Here is a 17,106-nt window from a genome sequence, read left to right on the forward strand (position 1 = left end):
ACGCGGCGAAGCCGCAAATCGATACTGCCCCGCGCCCCTGACGGGGCACTTCAGCCCGTCGAGGCAGCCTGGGACACCCGCCCCCCACCGGCGGGGTCAGGCCTCCGTCACACGGCCCGCCACGACCTCCAGGCGCCGCGTGGTCCGTACCGCCTCCAGCATGCGGCGGTCGTGCGTGACCAGCAGCAGCGTCCCCTCGTACGATTCCAGCGCCGACTCCAGCTGTTCGATCGCCGGGAGGTCGAGGTGGTTGGTCGGTTCGTCCAGGACCAGGAGGTTGACGCCACGGCCCTGGAGGAGGGCGAGGGCCGCACGGGTGCGTTCGCCCGGGGAGAGCGTCGTGGCCGGGCGCAGGACGTGCTCGGCGCGCAGGCCGAACTTGGCCAGCAGCGTGCGGACTTCGGCCGGTTCCGTGTCGGGAACGGCGGCCGAGAAGGCGTCCAGGAGGGTTTCCGCGCCGTAGAAGAGGCCGCGAGCCTGGTCGACCTCGCCGACGACGACGCCAGGGCCGAGCGTCGAGTCCCCCTCGTCCAGCGGGAGTCGGCCGAGCATGGCCGCCAACAGGGTCGACTTCCCTGACCCGTTGGCGCCGGTGATCGCCACCCGGTCCGCCCAGTCGATCTGCAGCGAGACCGGGCCGAAGGTGAAGTCGCCCCGGTGGACGGTCGCCTGACGCATCGTCGACACCACTGCCCCGGAGCGCGGGGCCGACGCGATCTCCATCCGCAGCTCCCACTCCTTGCGGGGCTCCTCGACCACGTCGAGGCGTTCGATCATGCGCTGCGTCTGGCGGGCCTTGGCGGCCTGCTTCTCGCTCGACTCGCTGCGCATGTTGCGGCCGAGCTTGTCGCCGTCGGTGGACTTGCGACGGGCGTTGCGCACGCCCTTGTCCATCCAGCCGCGCTGCATCTGCGCCCGGCCTTCCAAGGCGGCCTTCTTGTCGGCGAACTCGTCGAACTCCTCGCGGGCGTGCCGGCGCGCGGTCTCCCGCTCCTCCAGGTACGCCGCGTACCCGCCTCCGTACAGCTTGATCTGCTGCTGGGCGAGGTCCAGCTCCAGGACCTTGGTGACCGTACGGGTGAGGAACTCGCGGTCGTGGCTGATGACGACCGTGCCCGCGCGCAGCCCCTTGACGAAGGTCTCCAGCCGGTCGAGGCCGTCCAGGTCGAGGTCGTTGGTGGGCTCGTCGAGGAGGAAGACGTCGTAGCGGGAGAGGAGGAGCGAGGCGAGACCGGCGCGGGCGGCCTGGCCGCCGGAGAGGCCGGTCATCGGCTGGTCGAGGCCGACGGTCAGGCCGAGGGACGCGGCGACCTCCTCGGCGCGTTCGTCGAGGTCGGCGCCGCCGAGATCGAGCCAGCGGTCGAGGCTGACGGAGTAGGCGTCGTCCGCACCCGGTGTGCCGTCGACGAGGGCCTGGGTGGCGGTGTCCAGGGCGAGCTGGGCGTCGGCCACGCCGGTGCGCCGGGCCAGGAAGTCCCGTACCGTCTCGCCCTCGCGGCGCTCCGGCTCCTGCGGGAGGTGGCCGACGGTGGCGGTGGGCGGGGAGAGCCGCAGCTCGCCGCCCTCGGGGGTGTCCAGGCCGGCGAGCAGGCGCAGCAGGGTGGACTTGCCCGCCCCGTTGACCCCGACGAGACCGATCACGTCGCCGGGGGCGACGACCAGGTCGAGGTCGGAGAAGAGGGTGCGGTCGCCGTGGCCGGCGGCGAGGTCTTTGGCGACGAGAGTTGCAGTCATGAGGGGGCCGATCCTAATCGAGAGAGGGTCGGGGGTTCGGTCGGAGGTGGCCGCCGCAGGGGTGGGCACGGTGCGGGCGGGCGCGGCGCGGCGCGGCGCAGCGCAGCGCCTGGGGATTGCGTACGGGAACCCCGTGGCGGGTCCGTCCGCCACGGGGCGGCCCACCGGCTGCGGAGGGCCGCCCTGCGCGCCGTACGGCGGAACCCCGTACGGCGGAACCCCGTACGGCGGACGTCCTGACGTCGGGTGCGACGGCCCTCGGCGGGCTTACCTGGCCATCGGTGTCACCAGCACGCCGCCCATCGTGCGTGCCACGATGAAGGACCGCCCTCTCGTCGCCTTCTCGTCCAGTGGAATGCGGTGCTTGCCCGCCTCCAGCAGGCCCTCGAAGACGACCTCGGCGTGCGTGCGGTGCAGCCGGTCCTGGCGGTACGCGACCAACTGCACCCGGCAGGTCGAGGTGACTTCGACGCCCGCCTCGTCGTCCGCCGCGACCAGGCGGGTCAGGCGGCGCTGTTCCAACGGGCTGCGGTCCAGGGCGTGTTCTATCTGTGCGACCAGCAGCGGGATGATCGGGGCGAGGCCGTCCACGTACGCCGGTTCGACGCCCGCGCGGTCGAAGGCCGCCCGGACCGCCGCCTTCTGGTGCTCGGCGATCGAACGGCCGAAGGCGACCGCGCCGTACGTCCTGATCTCGACCGGCGGGACCCGGTCCGCGTCCTCGGCGATCTCCGCGCCGATGTTGATCGTACGGAGGGCCGCCGCCAGCTTGGCGAGTACGGCGACCCGGGCGCCGATGAGCAGGACGCGGCGGCGGAGGGGCCGGCCGTCGTCCTCGTGGATCGCTGCGGAGCCCGCACCCAGGTCGCCGTCCCCGTCCTCGTCGGTGTCCGGGAGGAGCCTGGCGAGCTCGGCCCGGTACTGGCCCGCGTCGAAGCGGAACGGCCCTATCCCGTGGTAGCCGTCGCGTTCGAGGTCGGCGGTCTCGGTGGTCTGCCAGGCGAAGTCGCGCCAGACGATGTCGGGGCCGTCGCGTTCGATGACGGCGGTGACCGCCCCGCATTCGAGGCCTTCGCACTCCGGGCAGCCGTAGATGACATACCGGCCGTCGGGGAGCGGAGGGGCAGCCTCCAGGAGGAGTCTGCGGACGTGCGTGGTGAAGATGGCCGGCGGAACGTCGGAGGCCAGCGGGGAGACGGCGTCGAGGTCGGCGAGCTGGTGCAGGAGGGGGTGGCCGTCGACGATGAAGTCCATGAAGTCGCGGTGAACTTGGTAGGCACCGTTGACGAGTACTCCCCCGGCCCGCATTGCCGGAGCCAGCCCGAAGGTCGCGTGCGCGGCAGACATGGGGTGAGTATTCCCGGTGAAGTCGGGTTGTGCGCACGACATTGCGATTTCGGCCGGACGGGCCTGGTGGGGACAGTGCCGGACGGGACCGGTGAGGGCGGCGCCGGACGGACTCGGTGAGGGCAGCGCCTGACGGGACCAGTGAGGGCCGTCAGAAGCACCCGGTGAAGGCGGCGCCGGAAGCGCCCGGAGCCGGGCGGGCACGAGGGACGGGCATCCGGCTGAACTCGGGCGGCCGGGGCGGCGCGGGGCCTGGGGCGGACGAGGTGCGGGAGCGCTGCCGGGGCGGGCGAGGCGCCTGGGCGCGGCGGGTTGGGGCAGGGCTGGGCCGGGGCGGAGCCGGAGCCGGGCTAGGGCGGAGCGGGGCCGGGGCGGAGCGGAGCCGGGCTGGGGCAGAGCCGGAGCCGGGCCGGAGCGGAGCCGGGGCAGGAGCGGGGCCGGATCGGGGCCGGGGCCGGAGCTGGGGCTGGGGCTGGGGCGGGGGCGGGACGGGCTGGGGCGGGGCTGAGGCTCCGTAGGCGGGGCACGGCCGGGCGGATTCGTGGGTCTGCGCGGGTGGGTGGGGGCTGGCGCTGCCTGCGGCGCAGGCCCCTCCCCGCCCCTTCCCGAAACCGCTGCGCGGAGCGTCCTCAGTCGCCGGACGGCTCTTCAGAGCCGTCCGGCGACTGAGGGGTGGAGACCCGGAGACTGGGCCCGGGACCGGGACCAGGATCCGGGACCGGGGCCGGGGCCGGGGCCGGGGCCGGGGCCGGGGCCGGGGCCGGGGGCTGGGGCCGGGGGCTGGGGGCTGGGGGCTGGGGGCTGGGGGCTGGGGGCTGGGACCAGGATCCGAGGCCGAGGCCGGGGCCGGGGCCAGGGCCGAGGCCAGGGCCGAGGCCAGGGCCGGGGCCAGGGCCGGGGCCAGGGCCGGAGCCAGGGCCGAGGCCAGGGCCGGAGCCAGGGCCGAGGCCGAGGCCAGGGCCGGAGCCGGGGCCAGGGCCAGGGCCGGAGCCAGGGCCGGAGCCAGGGCCGAGGCCAGGGCCGGAGCCAGGGCCGGAGCCAGGGCCGAGGCCAGGGCCGGAGCCAGGGCCGAGGCCAGGGCCGGAGCCAGGGCCGAGGCCAGGGGCCAGGGCCAGGGCCAGGGCCAGAGGCGGATCCCAGGCCCCCGCGCAAAGCGGGCCCGCCCCCTCGGGGGCAGCCCACGTGCCCCCCTCGGGGCGCCCACACCTCCTCAGTGCGCCCCGCCAGCCCCGCGCCCCCTCACGGCGCCTTGGTCGCCCCCTCCGGCTCCGGGGTCGTGTCCGTGCCGTTGCCCGGGCCGATGCGGATTTCGAAGTCGCCGTCGTAGTGCTTGTGGCCTTCGATGACGGCTGCTTCGACCGCCTCGACTCCCATTTCGCCCCGGACGATCAGCGGGTCCTTGCGCAGGTCGCGCATCAGGGCCCAGCACATGCCGATCATGACTACCGCGAACGGTGCCGCGACGAGGATCGTCAGGTTCTGGAGGCCCTTGAGGGCGTCGTCGTCGCCGTCGCCGATGAGGAGCATGATCGCGGCGACCGCACCGGTCACGACGCCCCAGAAGATGACGACCATCCTGGTCGGCTCGAACGAGCCCTTCTGGGAGAGCGTGCCCATCACGATGGAGGCCGCGTCCGCGCCGGACACGAAGAAGATGCCGACCAGGATCATGACGAGGATGCTCGTCACCGTGGCGATCGGGAACTCCTTGAGGAGGCCGAAGAGTTGGCCCTCGGGGGTCGACTCGTCCGCCAGCCGGCCCGCGTCCTTCATCTTCATCGCCGTGCCGCCGAAGACCGCGAACCACAGCAGGCTGACCGTGCTCGGGACCAGGATGACGCCGCCGACGAACTGGCGGATCGTACGGCCGCGGCTGATGCGGGCGATGAACATGCCGACGAAGGGCGTCCAGGAGATCCACCACGCCCAGTAGAAGACCGTCCAGCTGCCCAGCCAGGTGGCGACCTCCTTGCCGCCGGTCGCCTCGGTGCGGCCGATGAGCTGCGGGAGGTCGCCGAGGTAGGCGCCGATGGAGGTGGGGAGGAGGTCCAGGACGATGACGGTGGGGCCGGCGATGAAGACGAAGACGACCAGCAGCAGGGCCAGCACCATGTTGGTGTTGGACAGCCACTGGATGCCCTTCTCGACGCCGGAGACGGCGGAGGCGACGAAGGCGACCGTCAGGACGGCGATGATGGAGATGAGGAGGCCGGTGCCGGCCTTCTCCATCCAGCCGAGCTCCTTCATTCCGCTGCCGATCTGGAGCGCGCCCAGGCCCAGCGAGGCCGCCGAGCCGAAGAGCGTCGCGAAGATGGCGAGGATGTCGATGAAGCGGCCGACGCCGCCGTTGGCGTGCTTCTCACCGATGAGCGGGGTGAAGACCGCGCTGATCGTCTGCCTGCGGCGACGGCGGAAGGTGCTGTACGCGATGGCCAGGCCGACCACCGCGTAGATCGCCCACGGGTGCAGCGTCCAGTGGAAGAGGGTGGTGGCCATGGCGGTCTGCATGGCCTCCGCCGGGTCGGCGGGGTGCGTGCCGGGGGGCGGGGAGGAGAAGTGGCCCAGGGGCTCGCTCACTCCGTAGAACATCAGGCCGATGCCCATGCCGGCGCTGAACATCATCGCGACCCAGGAGACCGTCTTGAATTCGGGCTTCTCGCCCTCCTCGCCGAGGGTGATCTTCCCGTACCTGCTCACCGCGAGCCACAGCGCGAAGACCACGAAGGCGGAAGCAGCCAGTATGAACGCCCAGCCACCGTTGTGGATCAGGCCGTTGAGCAACTTGCCGGAGACGTCCTCCAGGGACTTGGTCGCGAGGGCACCCCACAGGACGAACGCGAGCGTGAGCACGGCGGTGACGCCGAACACGATCCGGTCGGTCTGTGGCCTGTGTGTGGTGTGCGGGCTGCCGGGCAGGTCCGCCATGACTGGCGAATCTGTCCGGCCGCCCGGCGGCTGGTCGTCGTGGGACACGTGGTCACCTTTCGGGTAGGGAGGATTCCCTGCCGCTACCCGGTATCACAGGTGACGCACGTCACGGTCGGCTAACAGTGCGTGTCGGGTTGACCACTTGTGATCCGGTATGCGGCTTTCGGGTCGAGAAGGAGGGGGACCAAGTCCCGCTGGGACTGCCGCAAGGAGACGTACGCACCCCCTCGCGCAGGGGTGAATGTGACGCCGTGCAGGGCGAGTTCGTCCCGTACGTCAGCGAACTGAGCCTTCGTCAGCCGGTAGCCGCAGGGCGGGTCGGCGAGGACTTCGGAGGGCTCGGCGGGGTCGTTGTCGGCGCCACCCAGATAGACGGGTCCCCGGTCGGCGAAGCCGGCCAGTCTGGCGCGGGTGGTGGCCCTCTCGACGGGACCCCGCCGCTCCGCCACGTACCCGAGCGCACCGGTGAGGGACGTGGCGTGGGACGCGACCCTGCGCCGCTGGTTGAGGGCCTCGTCGCGCTGCTCGGCCTCGCTCAGCGCGTCGACCCTGCTCTCGATGAGCAGGCCGACGGAGTGCTTGATCCCGGCCGCGTTGCGCAGGATGCGCTCCTGCCCGTCGCCCGCGACCTGCTGGGTGGGTTCACCGGTGACCGGGTCCGTCCAGATGCCGTACGTGCCGGTGCTGAAGCCGGATTCGTGGGCGGCGGGGCGTACGTAGTCCTCGGAGAGCCTCTTCGACTCGGCGTGGACGTGGGCGTCCGTGTTGAGGTTGCGCGGCCACAGGTCGAAGAGGTCCTTGTCGTAGTAGGGGGGCGTGGCTCCGTACTCGTGGAGGTCGTAGATCAGGTCGGGCTTGTGGTCGCGGACCACGGCCGCCATGGCACGTCCCTCGGCGGTGGCCAGCGCGATGTGGTCGCGGTTGATGTCGACGCCTTCGGAGTTGCCGCGGGTGTTGGCGGCGCGGCCGTCCGGGTTGGCGGTCGGGACGACCAGGACGGTGGTCTTCCGGAGGAAGTCGCGGGTCCGGTGGTCCGTGGCGTACGCCAGGTCGCGGACCTTGCTGAGGCAGGCCTCGCGCCCGGCCGGTTCGTTGCCGTGCTGGCTGCAGACCAGGAGCACGGTGGAGGCGGTGCGCCGGCGCTCGCCGATCCGTACGAGCTGGAGCGGGCGGCCCTGCTTGGTGGTGGCGACGGTGGAGACGGAGACGCGGGAGCTGTCGCGGTCGACGGCCGCCAGGAACTCCTGCTCCTCGGGCTGGGTGGTCCAGCGGGCGCCCTGGGTGGTTTCGAATCCGGTACGGGGCGGGGTGCGGCCGGAGTCCCCCGCCTGGGCGGGCGCGGCCACCAGCGGGACCGCGAGGGCGGCCGCGCCGAGCAGCGCCCCCAGGACGCGGGGCCTCATCGCTGTGCTCCCGGCAGGTGGGATCCGGGCAGTTCGGCTCCCGGCAGCCGGGAGATGTCCTGCGGCACGGGGATCCCGTCACGGGCTCCCGGCGCCAGAGGCGCGGCCGCGGCGTTGCCGGAGGTCGCCCGCGCGAAGGCGCGGTCGCCGCCGACGACGGGCAGCTTCGCCGACGTTCCTGCGAGGTCGACGGCCAGGGTGGGGCGGGTGTCCGGGGCTTCGACCAGTCCCGCGTCCGTACCGCCGACGATCAGGGCGAGCCGGTGGCCGGCCGGGACGACGTGGTCGGAGGCGGCGAGGTCGATGGTGATCTCGTACTTCTTTCCGGGGGTGAGCTGGCGTGCCTTGCCGTCGCCCTTGTAGTGGGCGAGGCTCGCCCAGCCGCGGCTGAAGACGGTGAAGCCGACCTGGGCGGGGTTGGCCCTGGTCTCCTTGAAGCAGGAGCTGTCGCCGGGGGTGCTGGAGCCCCAGCAGGTGCGCTCGGGGAGGGTGGTGATGCCCTCACCGGCCGCCCCGTAGTTGCGGATGGTGTCGGGGCCGAGGTCGACGAGGACGGCGCTGAGGTGGGCGCTGGTGGTGGACGGCGTGACGCTCAGCGTGACCTTGCCCGAGCCGGAGAGGTGCAGGTCGCGGGAGAGCGGCTTGGTGGCGAAGCCGGACTTCTCCGGGGTGCCGGTGTCGATCTTCGCGGCCCAGTCTGCCTCGTCGAGCTTCGGGTCGTCCGTGAAGGTCTCCACCGTGCCGGGCTTCGCCGGTTTCCGGCCGAGGGTGCCGACACCGGGCGAACTGCCCTTCTGCGGGCGGAGTTCGGTGGTCTCGGTGGAGCGCGGCGGCCAGACCTTGTCGGTGGACCACTGGTCGGGGGCGCGCTCGATGTCGGCCATCGGCTCGTCGTCGATGCCGTTGTCGTAGCCCATGAGTTCGTGGTCGAACCAGCGGTGCAGGGTCTTGACCCACTCGGCCCGCCGGAAGTCGAACGGGTCGACGTGCCCGGTCTGCGACAGCCACACCTTGCGCTCGACGCCCTGCTCGGCGAGTGCGTCCCACCACTTGCCGAAATGGTTGGTGCGGACGTTGAGGTCCTGCATGCCGTGCACGGCGAAGACGCTGGCACGGACCTTGCGGGCGTCCGGCACGAAGTCGCGGTCCTCCCACATGTCGGTGCGGTTGCCGTTGAGGGGCGCACCGTCGGCGAGGTACTTCTTCATGGGCTTGCAGCGGGCGGTGGCCTCGGCGCTCTCGACGTATCCGGCGAGGTCGTCGGGGCCGCCGTCGTAGAGGTCCGCGCCCTGCTGGAAGTAGTAGTCGTACCAGGAGGAGATCGCGCCGATCGGCACGATGGTCCTGAGCCCTTCGACGCCGGTCGCGGCGGTGCCGTTGGCGACCGAGCCGTCCCAGCTCTTGCCGATCATGCCGGTGCTGCCGTTGGACCAGTTCGCCCGGGTGCGCTCGCTGCCGGTACGGGTGGTGTAGCCCTTGCCCCGGCCGTTCAGCCAGTCGACGACGGCCTTGGCGGAGGCGACCTCGGAGCTGCCGCCGATGTCGACGCAGCCGTCGGAGCGGTTCGTGCCGGTGAAGTCGACGGCGACGTAGCCGTAGCCGCGCGGCACGAAGTAGTTGTCGTAGAAGAGCGGGAACTGGACCGGGTCGCCCTTGGCGTCGTACGTCTTCTTCTGGCTCTCGTTGCCTCGCCCGCAGCAGGAGTAGTACGGGCTGGCGTCCATGATCACCGGGATGCGGCGGCCCGAGCGGTCGAGTTCGCGGGGGCGGACGATGTCGACGGCGACGCGGTCCGTGCGGCCGTCCTTGTCGCCGTCGACCCGGGTGTCGACCCAGACGGACTCACGGATGGCCTTGTCGTACGCGTACACGGGCTTGCTCTCGCGAGCGCGGCCGGCCGCCTGCGCGTCCGCGGCGGAGGTGCCCGGGGCGGCCGAAGCGGCTGAAGCCGTCGGGTCGTCCACCTCCGCCGCCGCACCCGAAGGGGCCAGCAGGACGGCCGTCATCGCGGCCACGGTCATGGGGACGAGCGTTCTCCATTTCGGGCGCCTGGCCCGCGCTGCTATCGGCATGGGCGACGGTAACCCGGTCAACTCCCGTGCAAAAGAGGGCAGGAGCGAGCCCCACGCGCCGCGAGAAGCCAAAAGGGATACGGGGTCACATGTCGGCCGTATGGCGATCGTGTGACAGTAGCGACCATGGACATGACTGGTGGCCGAGGGGCTGAATAGAGTGCCAACAGATCGTTCCACCAGACCACTTGGAGCACTCGTGCACCGCAGAATCATCGCCCCGGGCGTGCTCGCCGCGGCCACCCTGTTGCTGGCGATCCCGGCATCGGCCGCCTCGTTCTCCCCGGGCGCGCCGGGCATCGGCGACCCCTACTACCCGGCCAGCGGCAACGGTGGCTACGACGTGTCCCACTACGACCTGCGTCTGAAGTACCAGCCGAAGACGGACCTGTTGGAGGGCACGGCCACCCTCGTCGCCACCGCGACGCAGGACTTGTCGCGCTTCAATCTGGACCTGGGTCTCGCGGTCAGCGAGGTGCGGGTGAACGGCAAGAAGGCCACGTTCGCCAAGGAGGGCGAGCAGGAGCTGGTCGTCACGCCGGTCACGCCGCTGCAGAAGGGCAAGGCGCTCTCGGTCGTCGTCAAGTACGCGGGCAAGCCCTCCGAGGTGAAGATCGGCGGGTACACCGCCTGGGCCCGCACCCCGGACGGCGGCGTCGCCGCGCAGGAGCCGGAGTCGGCCTCCTGGTGGTTCCCGAGCAACGACCACCCGCTCGACAAGGCCACGTACGACGTGTCGGTCTCGGTGCCGGACGGTCACCAGGCGATCTCCAACGGCGTGCTGCAGTCGCAGAGTTCGAAGCTGGGCTGGACCCGCTTCGCCTGGCGCTCCAACAAGCCGCAGGCCCCTTACCTGACCACGCTCGCCGTCGGCAAGTTCGACATCACCACCGACAAGACCTCGTCGGGGCTGCCGGTCCTCAACGCGTACAGCAAGGACCTCGGCGAGAACGACGGTGCGGCGCGGGCGAGCATCGAGCGCTCGACGGAGGTCCTGGAGTATCTGGAGGGCGTCTTCGGTCCCTACCCGTTCAACTCGGTCGGCGGCTACGTCCCTAACGTGACCAGCGGTTTCGCGCTGGAGACGCAGACCCGCCCGTTCTACAGCCCCAAGCAGTTCGCCAACGGCGCCAACGTCTCGGTCGTCGTGCACGAGCTGGCCCACCAGTGGTACGGCGACAGCGTCTCCGTGCACCACTGGAAGGACATCTGGGTCAACGAGGGCTTCGCCCGCTTCAGCCAGTACCTGTGGTCGGAGAAGGAGGGCGAGGGCACGACGGCGGAGCTGGCCGACTACGCGTACGCCTCGCATCCGGCCGACGACCCGTTCTGGCAGGTCAAGCCGGGTGACCCGGGTGCGGACAAGCAGTTCGACGGCGCGGTGTACGACCGGGGTGCGATGGCCGTCCAGGCGCTGCGCAGCGAGGTCGGCGACGACGCGTTCTTCCAGATCCTCAAGGGCTGGCCGACCCAGTTCAAGTACGGCAACGCCAAGGTGTCCGACTTCGTGAAGTACGCGGAGAAGATCTCGAAGAAGCCCCTCGCGGAGCTCTTCGACACCTGGCTGTACCAGCCGGTGAAGCCTGCCGCCTCGCCCACGGCCACGGCGAAGGCCAAGACCGCTCGGTCGTACTCCGCCGCCGGTGCGCAGTCGAAGCCCGTGCAGCCGAAGTCGTGGAAGAAGATCGCCGCGACGAACACGGTCCACGACCACTGAGCGAGGGCCCGCCGAGGGCCGACCACCGCGCCGCCGTCCGCCGACCTCCGCTCCACGGGTCGGCGGGCGGCGGCGCTCTGCTGTGCCGCGTGTGGCGGAGTTGTGCTGCTTGTGGGCGGGAGGACAGGTGCACGGTGCGCATTGTCTACCGGGAAGTAACCCGTGCTGATTTGATGTGCGGCACCGGTGTTCCGCACCTCTCGCCCCACACTTCCCACGGGAGAACTCTGTGCCGATCCCCACACGTCGACGCGCCCTCACCGGCGCCGTCGCCACCGCCGTCGCCGCGGCGGCCACGCTGGCCGTCACCGCCCCGGGCGCCGTCGCGGCCCCGGCCGCACCGGCCGCCCAGGCCGCCTCCGCCGACGTGCCGAAGCTCCAGGTCCTCTCGTACAACGCCTTCATCTTCAGCAAGACCCTCTACCCCAACTGGGGTCAGGACTTCCGGGCGAAGGCGATACCGGCGGCGCCCTTCTTCCAGGGGCACGACGTCGTCGTCCTCCAGGAGGCCTTCGACAACGGGGCCTCGGACGAGCTGGGACGCAACGCCGCCGCCCAGTACCCGCACCAGACGCCCGTCGTCGGCCGCAGCAAGAGCGGCTGGGACGCGACCGGCGGTTCGTACTCGACGACGACCCCGGAGGACGGCGGGGTGACGGTCTACAGCAAGTGGCCGATCGTCCGCAAGGAGCAGTTCGTCTTCAAGGAGGCGTGCGGCGCGGACTGGCACTCCAACAAGGGCTTCGCGTACGTCGTCCTGGATGTCAACGGTGCGAAGGTGCACGTCGTCGGCACCCACCTCCAGTCGACCGACCCCGGCTGCAAGGCGGGCGAGGCGGCGGCCAAGCGGAGTGCGCAGTTCAAGCAGATCGACGCGTTCCTCGACGCGAAGAAGATCCCGGCGGGTGAACAGGTCCTGGTGGCAGGGGACTTCAACGTGGACTCGCACAGCCCCGAGTACACGTCGATGCTGAAGGACGGCGGGCTGGACGGCGCGGACGCCCGTACCGGGCACAAGTACTCCTTCGACACCGCCGACAACTCGATCGCCGCCGAGCGCTACCCGACCGACCCGCGCGAGGACCTCGACTACGTCCTCCCGCGCACGGGCCACGCCCGCCCGGCGGGCTGGACGAACGACGTCGTCAAGGAGCAGAGCGCGCCCTGGACGGTCTCCAGCTGGGGCAAGTCCTACACGTACACGAACCTGAGCGACCACTACCCGGTGGTGGCGTCCGCGAAGTGAGGTGACGTGACCACGGGTGGACGGCCGCGCCCGCGAGGGCGGTCCGGCCGGTGCCGGTGAGTTCCGGACGGCAGCAGGTGTCATAGGAATCCCCTATGGCACCTGCTGCCTTTTCGTCTTTGCCTCTCGTTCCTTTCCGATCGACTCTTATTCCGTCGAGCGGACGAATGCACAATCGAGAGGACCGGTGGCATGACCACTGCGGAGAACGGATCAGAAACACGGGAACTCGCGGGAAAGCGGGCCCTGGTCACCGGCGGTTCGCGCGGGATCGGAGCGGCCGTCGTGCGCCGGCTCCTGGACGCGGGCGCCGAGGTGCTCACGACCGCCAGGTCGGCGACGGGCACGGTGCCGGAAGGGGCCGCCTTCGTGGCGGCCGACGTACGGACGCGGGCCGGCGCGGAGGCGCTCGCCGCGGCCGCGCAGGAGATGCTCGGCGGGGTGGACGTCCTGGTCCACAACGCGGGCGGGGCGCGACCGCACACGGGCGCATCGGCCGTCCCCGACGAGGAGTGGCAGGACGCGCTGGACCTGAACTTCCTGGCGTCGGTACGGCTGGACTCGCTGCTGGCACCGGGCATGCGGGAACGGCGTTCGGGGATGATCGTGCACGTCTCCTCGGCCGCCGCCCGTCTCGCGCCGCCACCGTTCCTGCACTACACGGCGGCGAAGGCGGCGCTGGAGAACTACAGCCGGGGGCTGGCATCGGAGCTGGCCCCGTTCGGCATCCGGGTCAACACCGTGACGCCCGGCAGAGTCGCCACCCCCGGCGGCGATCTCACGCGGGAGCAGTGGGCGCGCCTGGACCCGGCGCGGGGCCGGAGCAACGCCACCGCGCCGCTGGGGCGCGACGGCCGGCCCGACGACATCGCCGAAGCGGTGCTGTTCCTCGTGTCCGACCGGGCGAGCTGGGTGACCGGGAGCAATCTCGTCGTGGACGGCGGCGAATTCGCCAGGGGCTAGCGCCGACGGAATTCCGGAAACCAGTTCTGAAGGAATTCCATTTCCTACGAGGGCGCGGGCTCGGACCAGGTTTCCTGACGCAGGAGTTCGAGCAGCGCCGTCTCCGCCGGGCCCGCGTCGTGCCGGAGCACGGCAATGACGGAATGGGAAACGGCCGGGAACACCGGGCGCACGAGGTGCTCGTGACCGTGGCACACCGCAGAGGCCGGGACGAGCGTCACTCCCAGACCGTGGGCGGCCCAGCGCACGGCTGTCGCCGTCCGGGACACGCGGGCGGCCGTGGTCGGGGTCGGATCGTTGTCCCGCAGCACGCTCAGCAGCACACCGTCGAGCGCGCTGTCCCGGTCGAACCTCACCCACGACTCCCCCGCCAGCTCGCGCAGCTCGACCCGGTCCGCGGCGAGCAGCCGGTGTCCGGCGGCAAGGACCACGACGAACTCCTCTTCGCCGAGGTGGTGGGCACCGGCGGGGCCCTGCTCGCCCGCGGCCATCAGGGCGAGGTCCAACACGCCCCGGCGCCCCAGCTGTTCGAGTTCGGCGGAGCTCGGCTCCTCGAAGACGGTGACCTCCAGCCGCGGGAAGCGGCGGCGCAGCGCGCCCAGCGCACGCGGCAGCTGCCGCGTGCCGAAGCCCATCTGCACCGCGACCAGCAGCTCGCCCACCAGCTCGTCGGCGCCGGCCCGCGCCGTCGCCCTCGCCCGCCGCGACGCGCTCACCGCGACCTCCGCCTCCCGCAGGAACGCGCGGCCGACCACGGTGGGCACAAGACCGGTCGGCGTGCGGGCGAACAGCTTCACGCCGAGCTCCCGCTCCAGGCCGCGGATCTGCTGGGACACCGACGGTTGAGCGACGTGCAGCAGCTCCGCAGCCGCCGTCACCGAGCCCTGCTCCGCGACGGCCAGGGCGTACTCGTACTGACGAAGACTCATCGGCTCCCGGCCCCTCGCTGTGGACCTCGGGCCACCCCGTTGTCATCGCCGTCATCGTAGGTGACCACCTCGCGGCGGCGCCCGGCCGGTGAACTGCGGGCGGCTCCGTTCCGTCGCTGTCGTGCACTTCCTCCGCCATAGAAAACAACAGAAACATTCCGGATCCCCTTGCGGCCGGACAGCAAGCGCTTACATGCTGGCGCGCAGCCCGTACGCACTTGAACCCCGCACCCCGCAGGGAGAGTTCCGCATGCGCACTTCCGCTTCCTTCAGCAACTCGGACGGCACGGTCTCCAGACGCGCCCTGCTCGCGGCCGGATCGGCCGCCGCGCTCCTCCCCGCGGTGTCCCTGGCCGGGGCCGCCCCGGCGCATGCCGCCGACCCCTTCGGGCCACCGGCCCCCGCACCTGCCGCCGACGCCTTCGAGCCGCTGCTCGCGCGGGCGCAGCAGCTCCTGACCGGCGGTGCGTTCGACCCTGCCGACCCGGACTTCCGTGCCGCGCTCACGGCGCTCGACGCCTCGGCCTCGGCCCTCTGGCAGCAGCTGGACCGCTCGGCCGGGCGCACCGCGCTCTGGCCGGACCTCTCCCCGGTCACCGCCCCCGGCAACTTCGGGCAGAGCTACACCCGGCTGCGTACTCTCGCCACCGCCTGGGCCACGCCGGGCGCCGCGCTCGGCGGGTCTGCGGAGGTCGCGTCCGCACTGGTGGCGGCGCTGCGCTTCCTCCACGACACCGCGTACAACGCCACGCGGCCCGAGACCGGGAACTGGTGGTTCTGGGAGATCGGCGCACCCCGGGCGCTCCTGGACTGCTGTGTGCTGCTGCGCGCGCTGCTCCCCGCCGCCGACCTCACCGGGTATCTGGCGGCGGTCGACCGCTTCTGCCCGGACGCGGACCGCCGTACCAACGCCCCCGCCCTCGCCGAGACCGGTGCCAACCGTGCCGACAAGGCGGTGATCGTGGCGCTGCGCGGACTGCTCGGCCGGGACGCGGCCAAGGTCGCCCTCGCCAGGGACGGCCTCTCCGACGTGCGGGACGGCGGACGCAACAGCCTGTTCCGGTACACCGCTTCGGGCGACGGCTTCTACCCGGACGGCTCGTTCGTCCAGCACGAGTCGGTGGCCTACACCGGGACGTACGGAAACGTGCTGCTCGGCGGCGCGGCCCACATGATCGCCCTGCTGACGGGGTCCGCCTGGGCGGTCGACGATCCGCAGGTGTCGGTGATCCACGAGGCGGTCGAGCGGTCCTTCGCCCCGGTGCTGTTCGACGGGCTGATGATGGACTCCGTGCGCGGCCGGGCGATTTCGCGCGAGCGGGCGGTGGACCACGTCGACGGCGCGGCGACGGTGTCGAGCATCGTCCTCCTCGCCACCGGGGCCCCCGCCCCGTACGCCGCACGCTGGCGCGCGCTGGCCAAGGGCTGGATCGCGCGCAACCGCACCACCCCGTACACCTCGCTGGCCTCCCTTCCCCAACTGGTGCGCGCCAAGGCACTGTTGGCGGACGATTCGGTGCCCGTCGGCGACCGCACCACCGGGCACTTCGCCTTCGCCGACATGGACCGGGTGGTGCACCGCCGCCCCGGCTGGGCGTGCACGCTCGCCCTGTCCTCCCGGCGCATCGCGGCGTACGAGGCGGGCAACGGCGAGAACCTGCACGGCTGGTACACCGGCGACGGCATGACGTACCTCTACAGCGGGGACGACCTCGGGCAGTTCGGCGACGGCTTCTGGCCGACCGTCGATCCGTACCGCCTGCCGGGCACCACGGTCGACACGCGCCCGCGCACGGACCTCGGCACCGGGGGCGGCACGAGAACCTACCGCCCGGCGAACGCCGTCGCGGGCGGCGCCGTCCTGGACGCCGAGTACGGCGCGGCCGCCATGGAACTCGTCGCCCAGGGCAGCACCCTGCGCGCCAGGAAGTCGTGGTTCTTCCTGGACAACGCGGTCGTCGCGCTCGGCTCCGGCATCACCGCGAGCGACGGCCGCACGGTCGAGACGGTCGTCGAGAACCGCAATCTGCACGCGGGCGGCACACCCCGGCTGCTGGTGGACGGCGTCCGTCAGCCCTCCGCACTCGACGGGCCCGCCGGCCTCCACCGCGCGGGCTGGGCACACATCGAGGGCGTGGGCGGTTACGTCTTCCCCGGCAGGACGCCGCTGCGCACTCTGCGCGAGGAGCGCACGGGCACCTGGCGCGACCTCAACACCGGTGCGGACACCGGGGGTTCCGCCACTCCCGTCACCCGCCGCTACCTCACCCTCTGGATCGACCACGGCACTTCCCCCTCCGCCGCCTCCTACGCGTACGTCCTTCTCCCGGGGGCGTCCCCGGCGGCCACCGCCGGCTGGCAGCTGTCCCGGCCGGTCCACATCGCCGCCAACGACGCGGGAGCCCAGGCCGTGGAGGCACGGCGGCTCGGGCTGACCGCCGTCATCTTCTGGCAGCCGGGCACCGCGGCCGGGATCACCTCGTCGGGCCCCGCGTCCGTCCTCGTCCGGCGCCGCAACGGCTCCGTCTCGGTGGCGGTCGCCGACCCCGGCCGCACCCAGTCCACTCTCACGCTCCAACTCCCCTTCTCCGTACGGTCGGTGGTCTCCGCTGACGACACCGTGCGGGTCGTCCCTGGCCGCCGCCCGGTCCTCACCGTCACGGTCGGCGGCTCCCGGGGACACACCCACCGGGCCGAGCTCCGCTGAGCCCGCATGCCGGGGCGCACGTGCACAAGGGCCGCACGCGTACGGGGCCGAAGTCCGTCC

The 17,106-nt window shown here is 72.0% G+C and carries 10 protein-coding genes; 4 read left to right on the forward strand and 6 right to left on the reverse strand.

The window, feature by feature from the left end; translation table 11 throughout:
* Positions 1 to 96 precede the first annotated feature (96 nt).
* The 5 genes from ACH4SP_RS34940 to ACH4SP_RS34960 all read right to left on the reverse strand — a co-directional run bounded on the left by ACH4SP_RS34940 (position 97) and on the right by ACH4SP_RS34960 (position 9,433).
* Entirely contained in the window at positions 97 to 1,734 is a 1,638-nt protein-coding gene (locus ACH4SP_RS34940; protein WP_398421088.1) for an ABC-F family ATP-binding cassette domain-containing protein, read from the reverse strand.
* A 267-nt stretch (positions 1,735 to 2,001) separates the two neighbouring features.
* The gene (locus ACH4SP_RS34945; protein ID WP_398421090.1) at positions 2,002 to 3,081 is read right to left on the reverse strand and encodes an oxidoreductase; all 1,080 of its coding nucleotides are present in this window, start codon (positions 3,079 to 3,081) and stop codon (positions 2,002 to 2,004) included.
* Positions 3,082 to 4,320: 1,239 nt separating this feature from the next.
* A complete protein-coding gene (locus ACH4SP_RS34950) occupies positions 4,321 to 6,054 on the reverse strand; it encodes a BCCT family transporter (protein ID WP_398421092.1) in 1,734 nt (577 codons plus the stop codon).
* A gap of 71 nt (positions 6,055 to 6,125) precedes the next feature.
* Complete coding sequence (locus ACH4SP_RS34955) at positions 6,126 to 7,412, reverse strand: M14 family metallocarboxypeptidase (RefSeq protein ID WP_398421094.1); 1,287 nt, start codon at positions 7,410 to 7,412, stop codon at positions 6,126 to 6,128.
* Positions 7,409 to 9,433, reverse strand: coding sequence for a Xaa-Pro dipeptidyl-peptidase (locus ACH4SP_RS34960; protein ID WP_398421096.1), 2,025 nt, complete (start codon positions 9,431 to 9,433; stop codon positions 7,409 to 7,411). The genes ACH4SP_RS34955 and ACH4SP_RS34960 overlap by 4 nt, the downstream gene beginning before the upstream one ends.
* A 250-nt stretch (positions 9,434 to 9,683) precedes the next feature.
* Here ACH4SP_RS34960 and ACH4SP_RS34965 point away from each other — a divergent pair, with 250 nt between their 5' ends.
* From ACH4SP_RS34965 to ACH4SP_RS34975, 3 genes are all read left to right on the forward strand, one after another.
* Positions 9,684 to 11,201, forward strand: coding sequence for a M1 family metallopeptidase (locus ACH4SP_RS34965; RefSeq protein ID WP_398421097.1), 1,518 nt, complete (start codon positions 9,684 to 9,686; stop codon positions 11,199 to 11,201).
* A gap of 235 nt (positions 11,202 to 11,436) precedes the next feature.
* Positions 11,437 to 12,447 carry a sphingomyelin phosphodiesterase gene (gene sph, locus ACH4SP_RS34970; protein WP_398421225.1) on the forward strand — a complete coding sequence of 337 codons (1,011 nt, stop codon included), beginning with the start codon at positions 11,437 to 11,439 and terminating at the stop codon, positions 12,445 to 12,447.
* Between the two features lie 192 nt (positions 12,448 to 12,639).
* Entirely contained in the window at positions 12,640 to 13,410 is a 771-nt protein-coding gene (locus ACH4SP_RS34975; protein ID WP_398421099.1) for an SDR family oxidoreductase, read from the forward strand.
* 44 nt (positions 13,411 to 13,454) lie between these two features.
* Here the strand turns inward: ACH4SP_RS34975 and ACH4SP_RS34980 are convergent, their stop codons facing one another.
* Positions 13,455 to 14,339, reverse strand: coding sequence for a LysR family transcriptional regulator (locus tag ACH4SP_RS34980; RefSeq protein ID WP_398421101.1), 885 nt, complete (start codon positions 14,337 to 14,339; stop codon positions 13,455 to 13,457).
* A gap of 250 nt (positions 14,340 to 14,589) precedes the next feature.
* Between ACH4SP_RS34980 and ACH4SP_RS34985 the strand changes: the two genes are divergently transcribed.
* A complete protein-coding gene (locus ACH4SP_RS34985) occupies positions 14,590 to 17,046 on the forward strand; it encodes a polysaccharide lyase 8 family protein (protein ID WP_398421103.1) in 2,457 nt (818 codons plus the stop codon).
* Positions 17,047 to 17,106: the final 60 nt, after the last annotated feature.

It is taken from the genome of Streptomyces sp. NPDC021093 (assembly GCF_044333135.1).
In the GTDB taxonomy this organism is placed as follows: domain Bacteria; phylum Actinomycetota; class Actinomycetes; order Streptomycetales; family Streptomycetaceae; genus Streptomyces.

Coding starts and splice junctions, on each gene's coding strand:
- ACH4SP_RS34940 (WP_398421088.1), bottom strand. CDS start 1,734: ATGACTGCAACTCTCGTCGCCAAAGACCTCGCCGCCGGCCACGGCGAC.
- ACH4SP_RS34960 (WP_398421096.1), bottom strand. CDS start 9,433: ATGACCGTGGCCGCGATGACGGCCGTCCTGCTGGCCCCTTCGGGTGCG.
- ACH4SP_RS34955 (WP_398421094.1), bottom strand. CDS start 7,412: ATGAGGCCCCGCGTCCTGGGGGCGCTGCTCGGCGCGGCCGCCCTCGCG.
- ACH4SP_RS34980 (WP_398421101.1), bottom strand. CDS start 14,339: ATGAGTCTTCGTCAGTACGAGTACGCCCTGGCCGTCGCGGAGCAGGGC.
- ACH4SP_RS34975 (WP_398421099.1), top strand. CDS start 12,640: ATGACCACTGCGGAGAACGGATCAGAAACACGGGAACTCGCGGGAAAG.
- ACH4SP_RS34985 (WP_398421103.1), top strand. CDS start 14,590: ATGCGCACTTCCGCTTCCTTCAGCAACTCGGACGGCACGGTCTCCAGA.
- ACH4SP_RS34945 (WP_398421090.1), bottom strand. CDS start 3,081: ATGTCTGCCGCGCACGCGACCTTCGGGCTGGCTCCGGCAATGCGGGCC.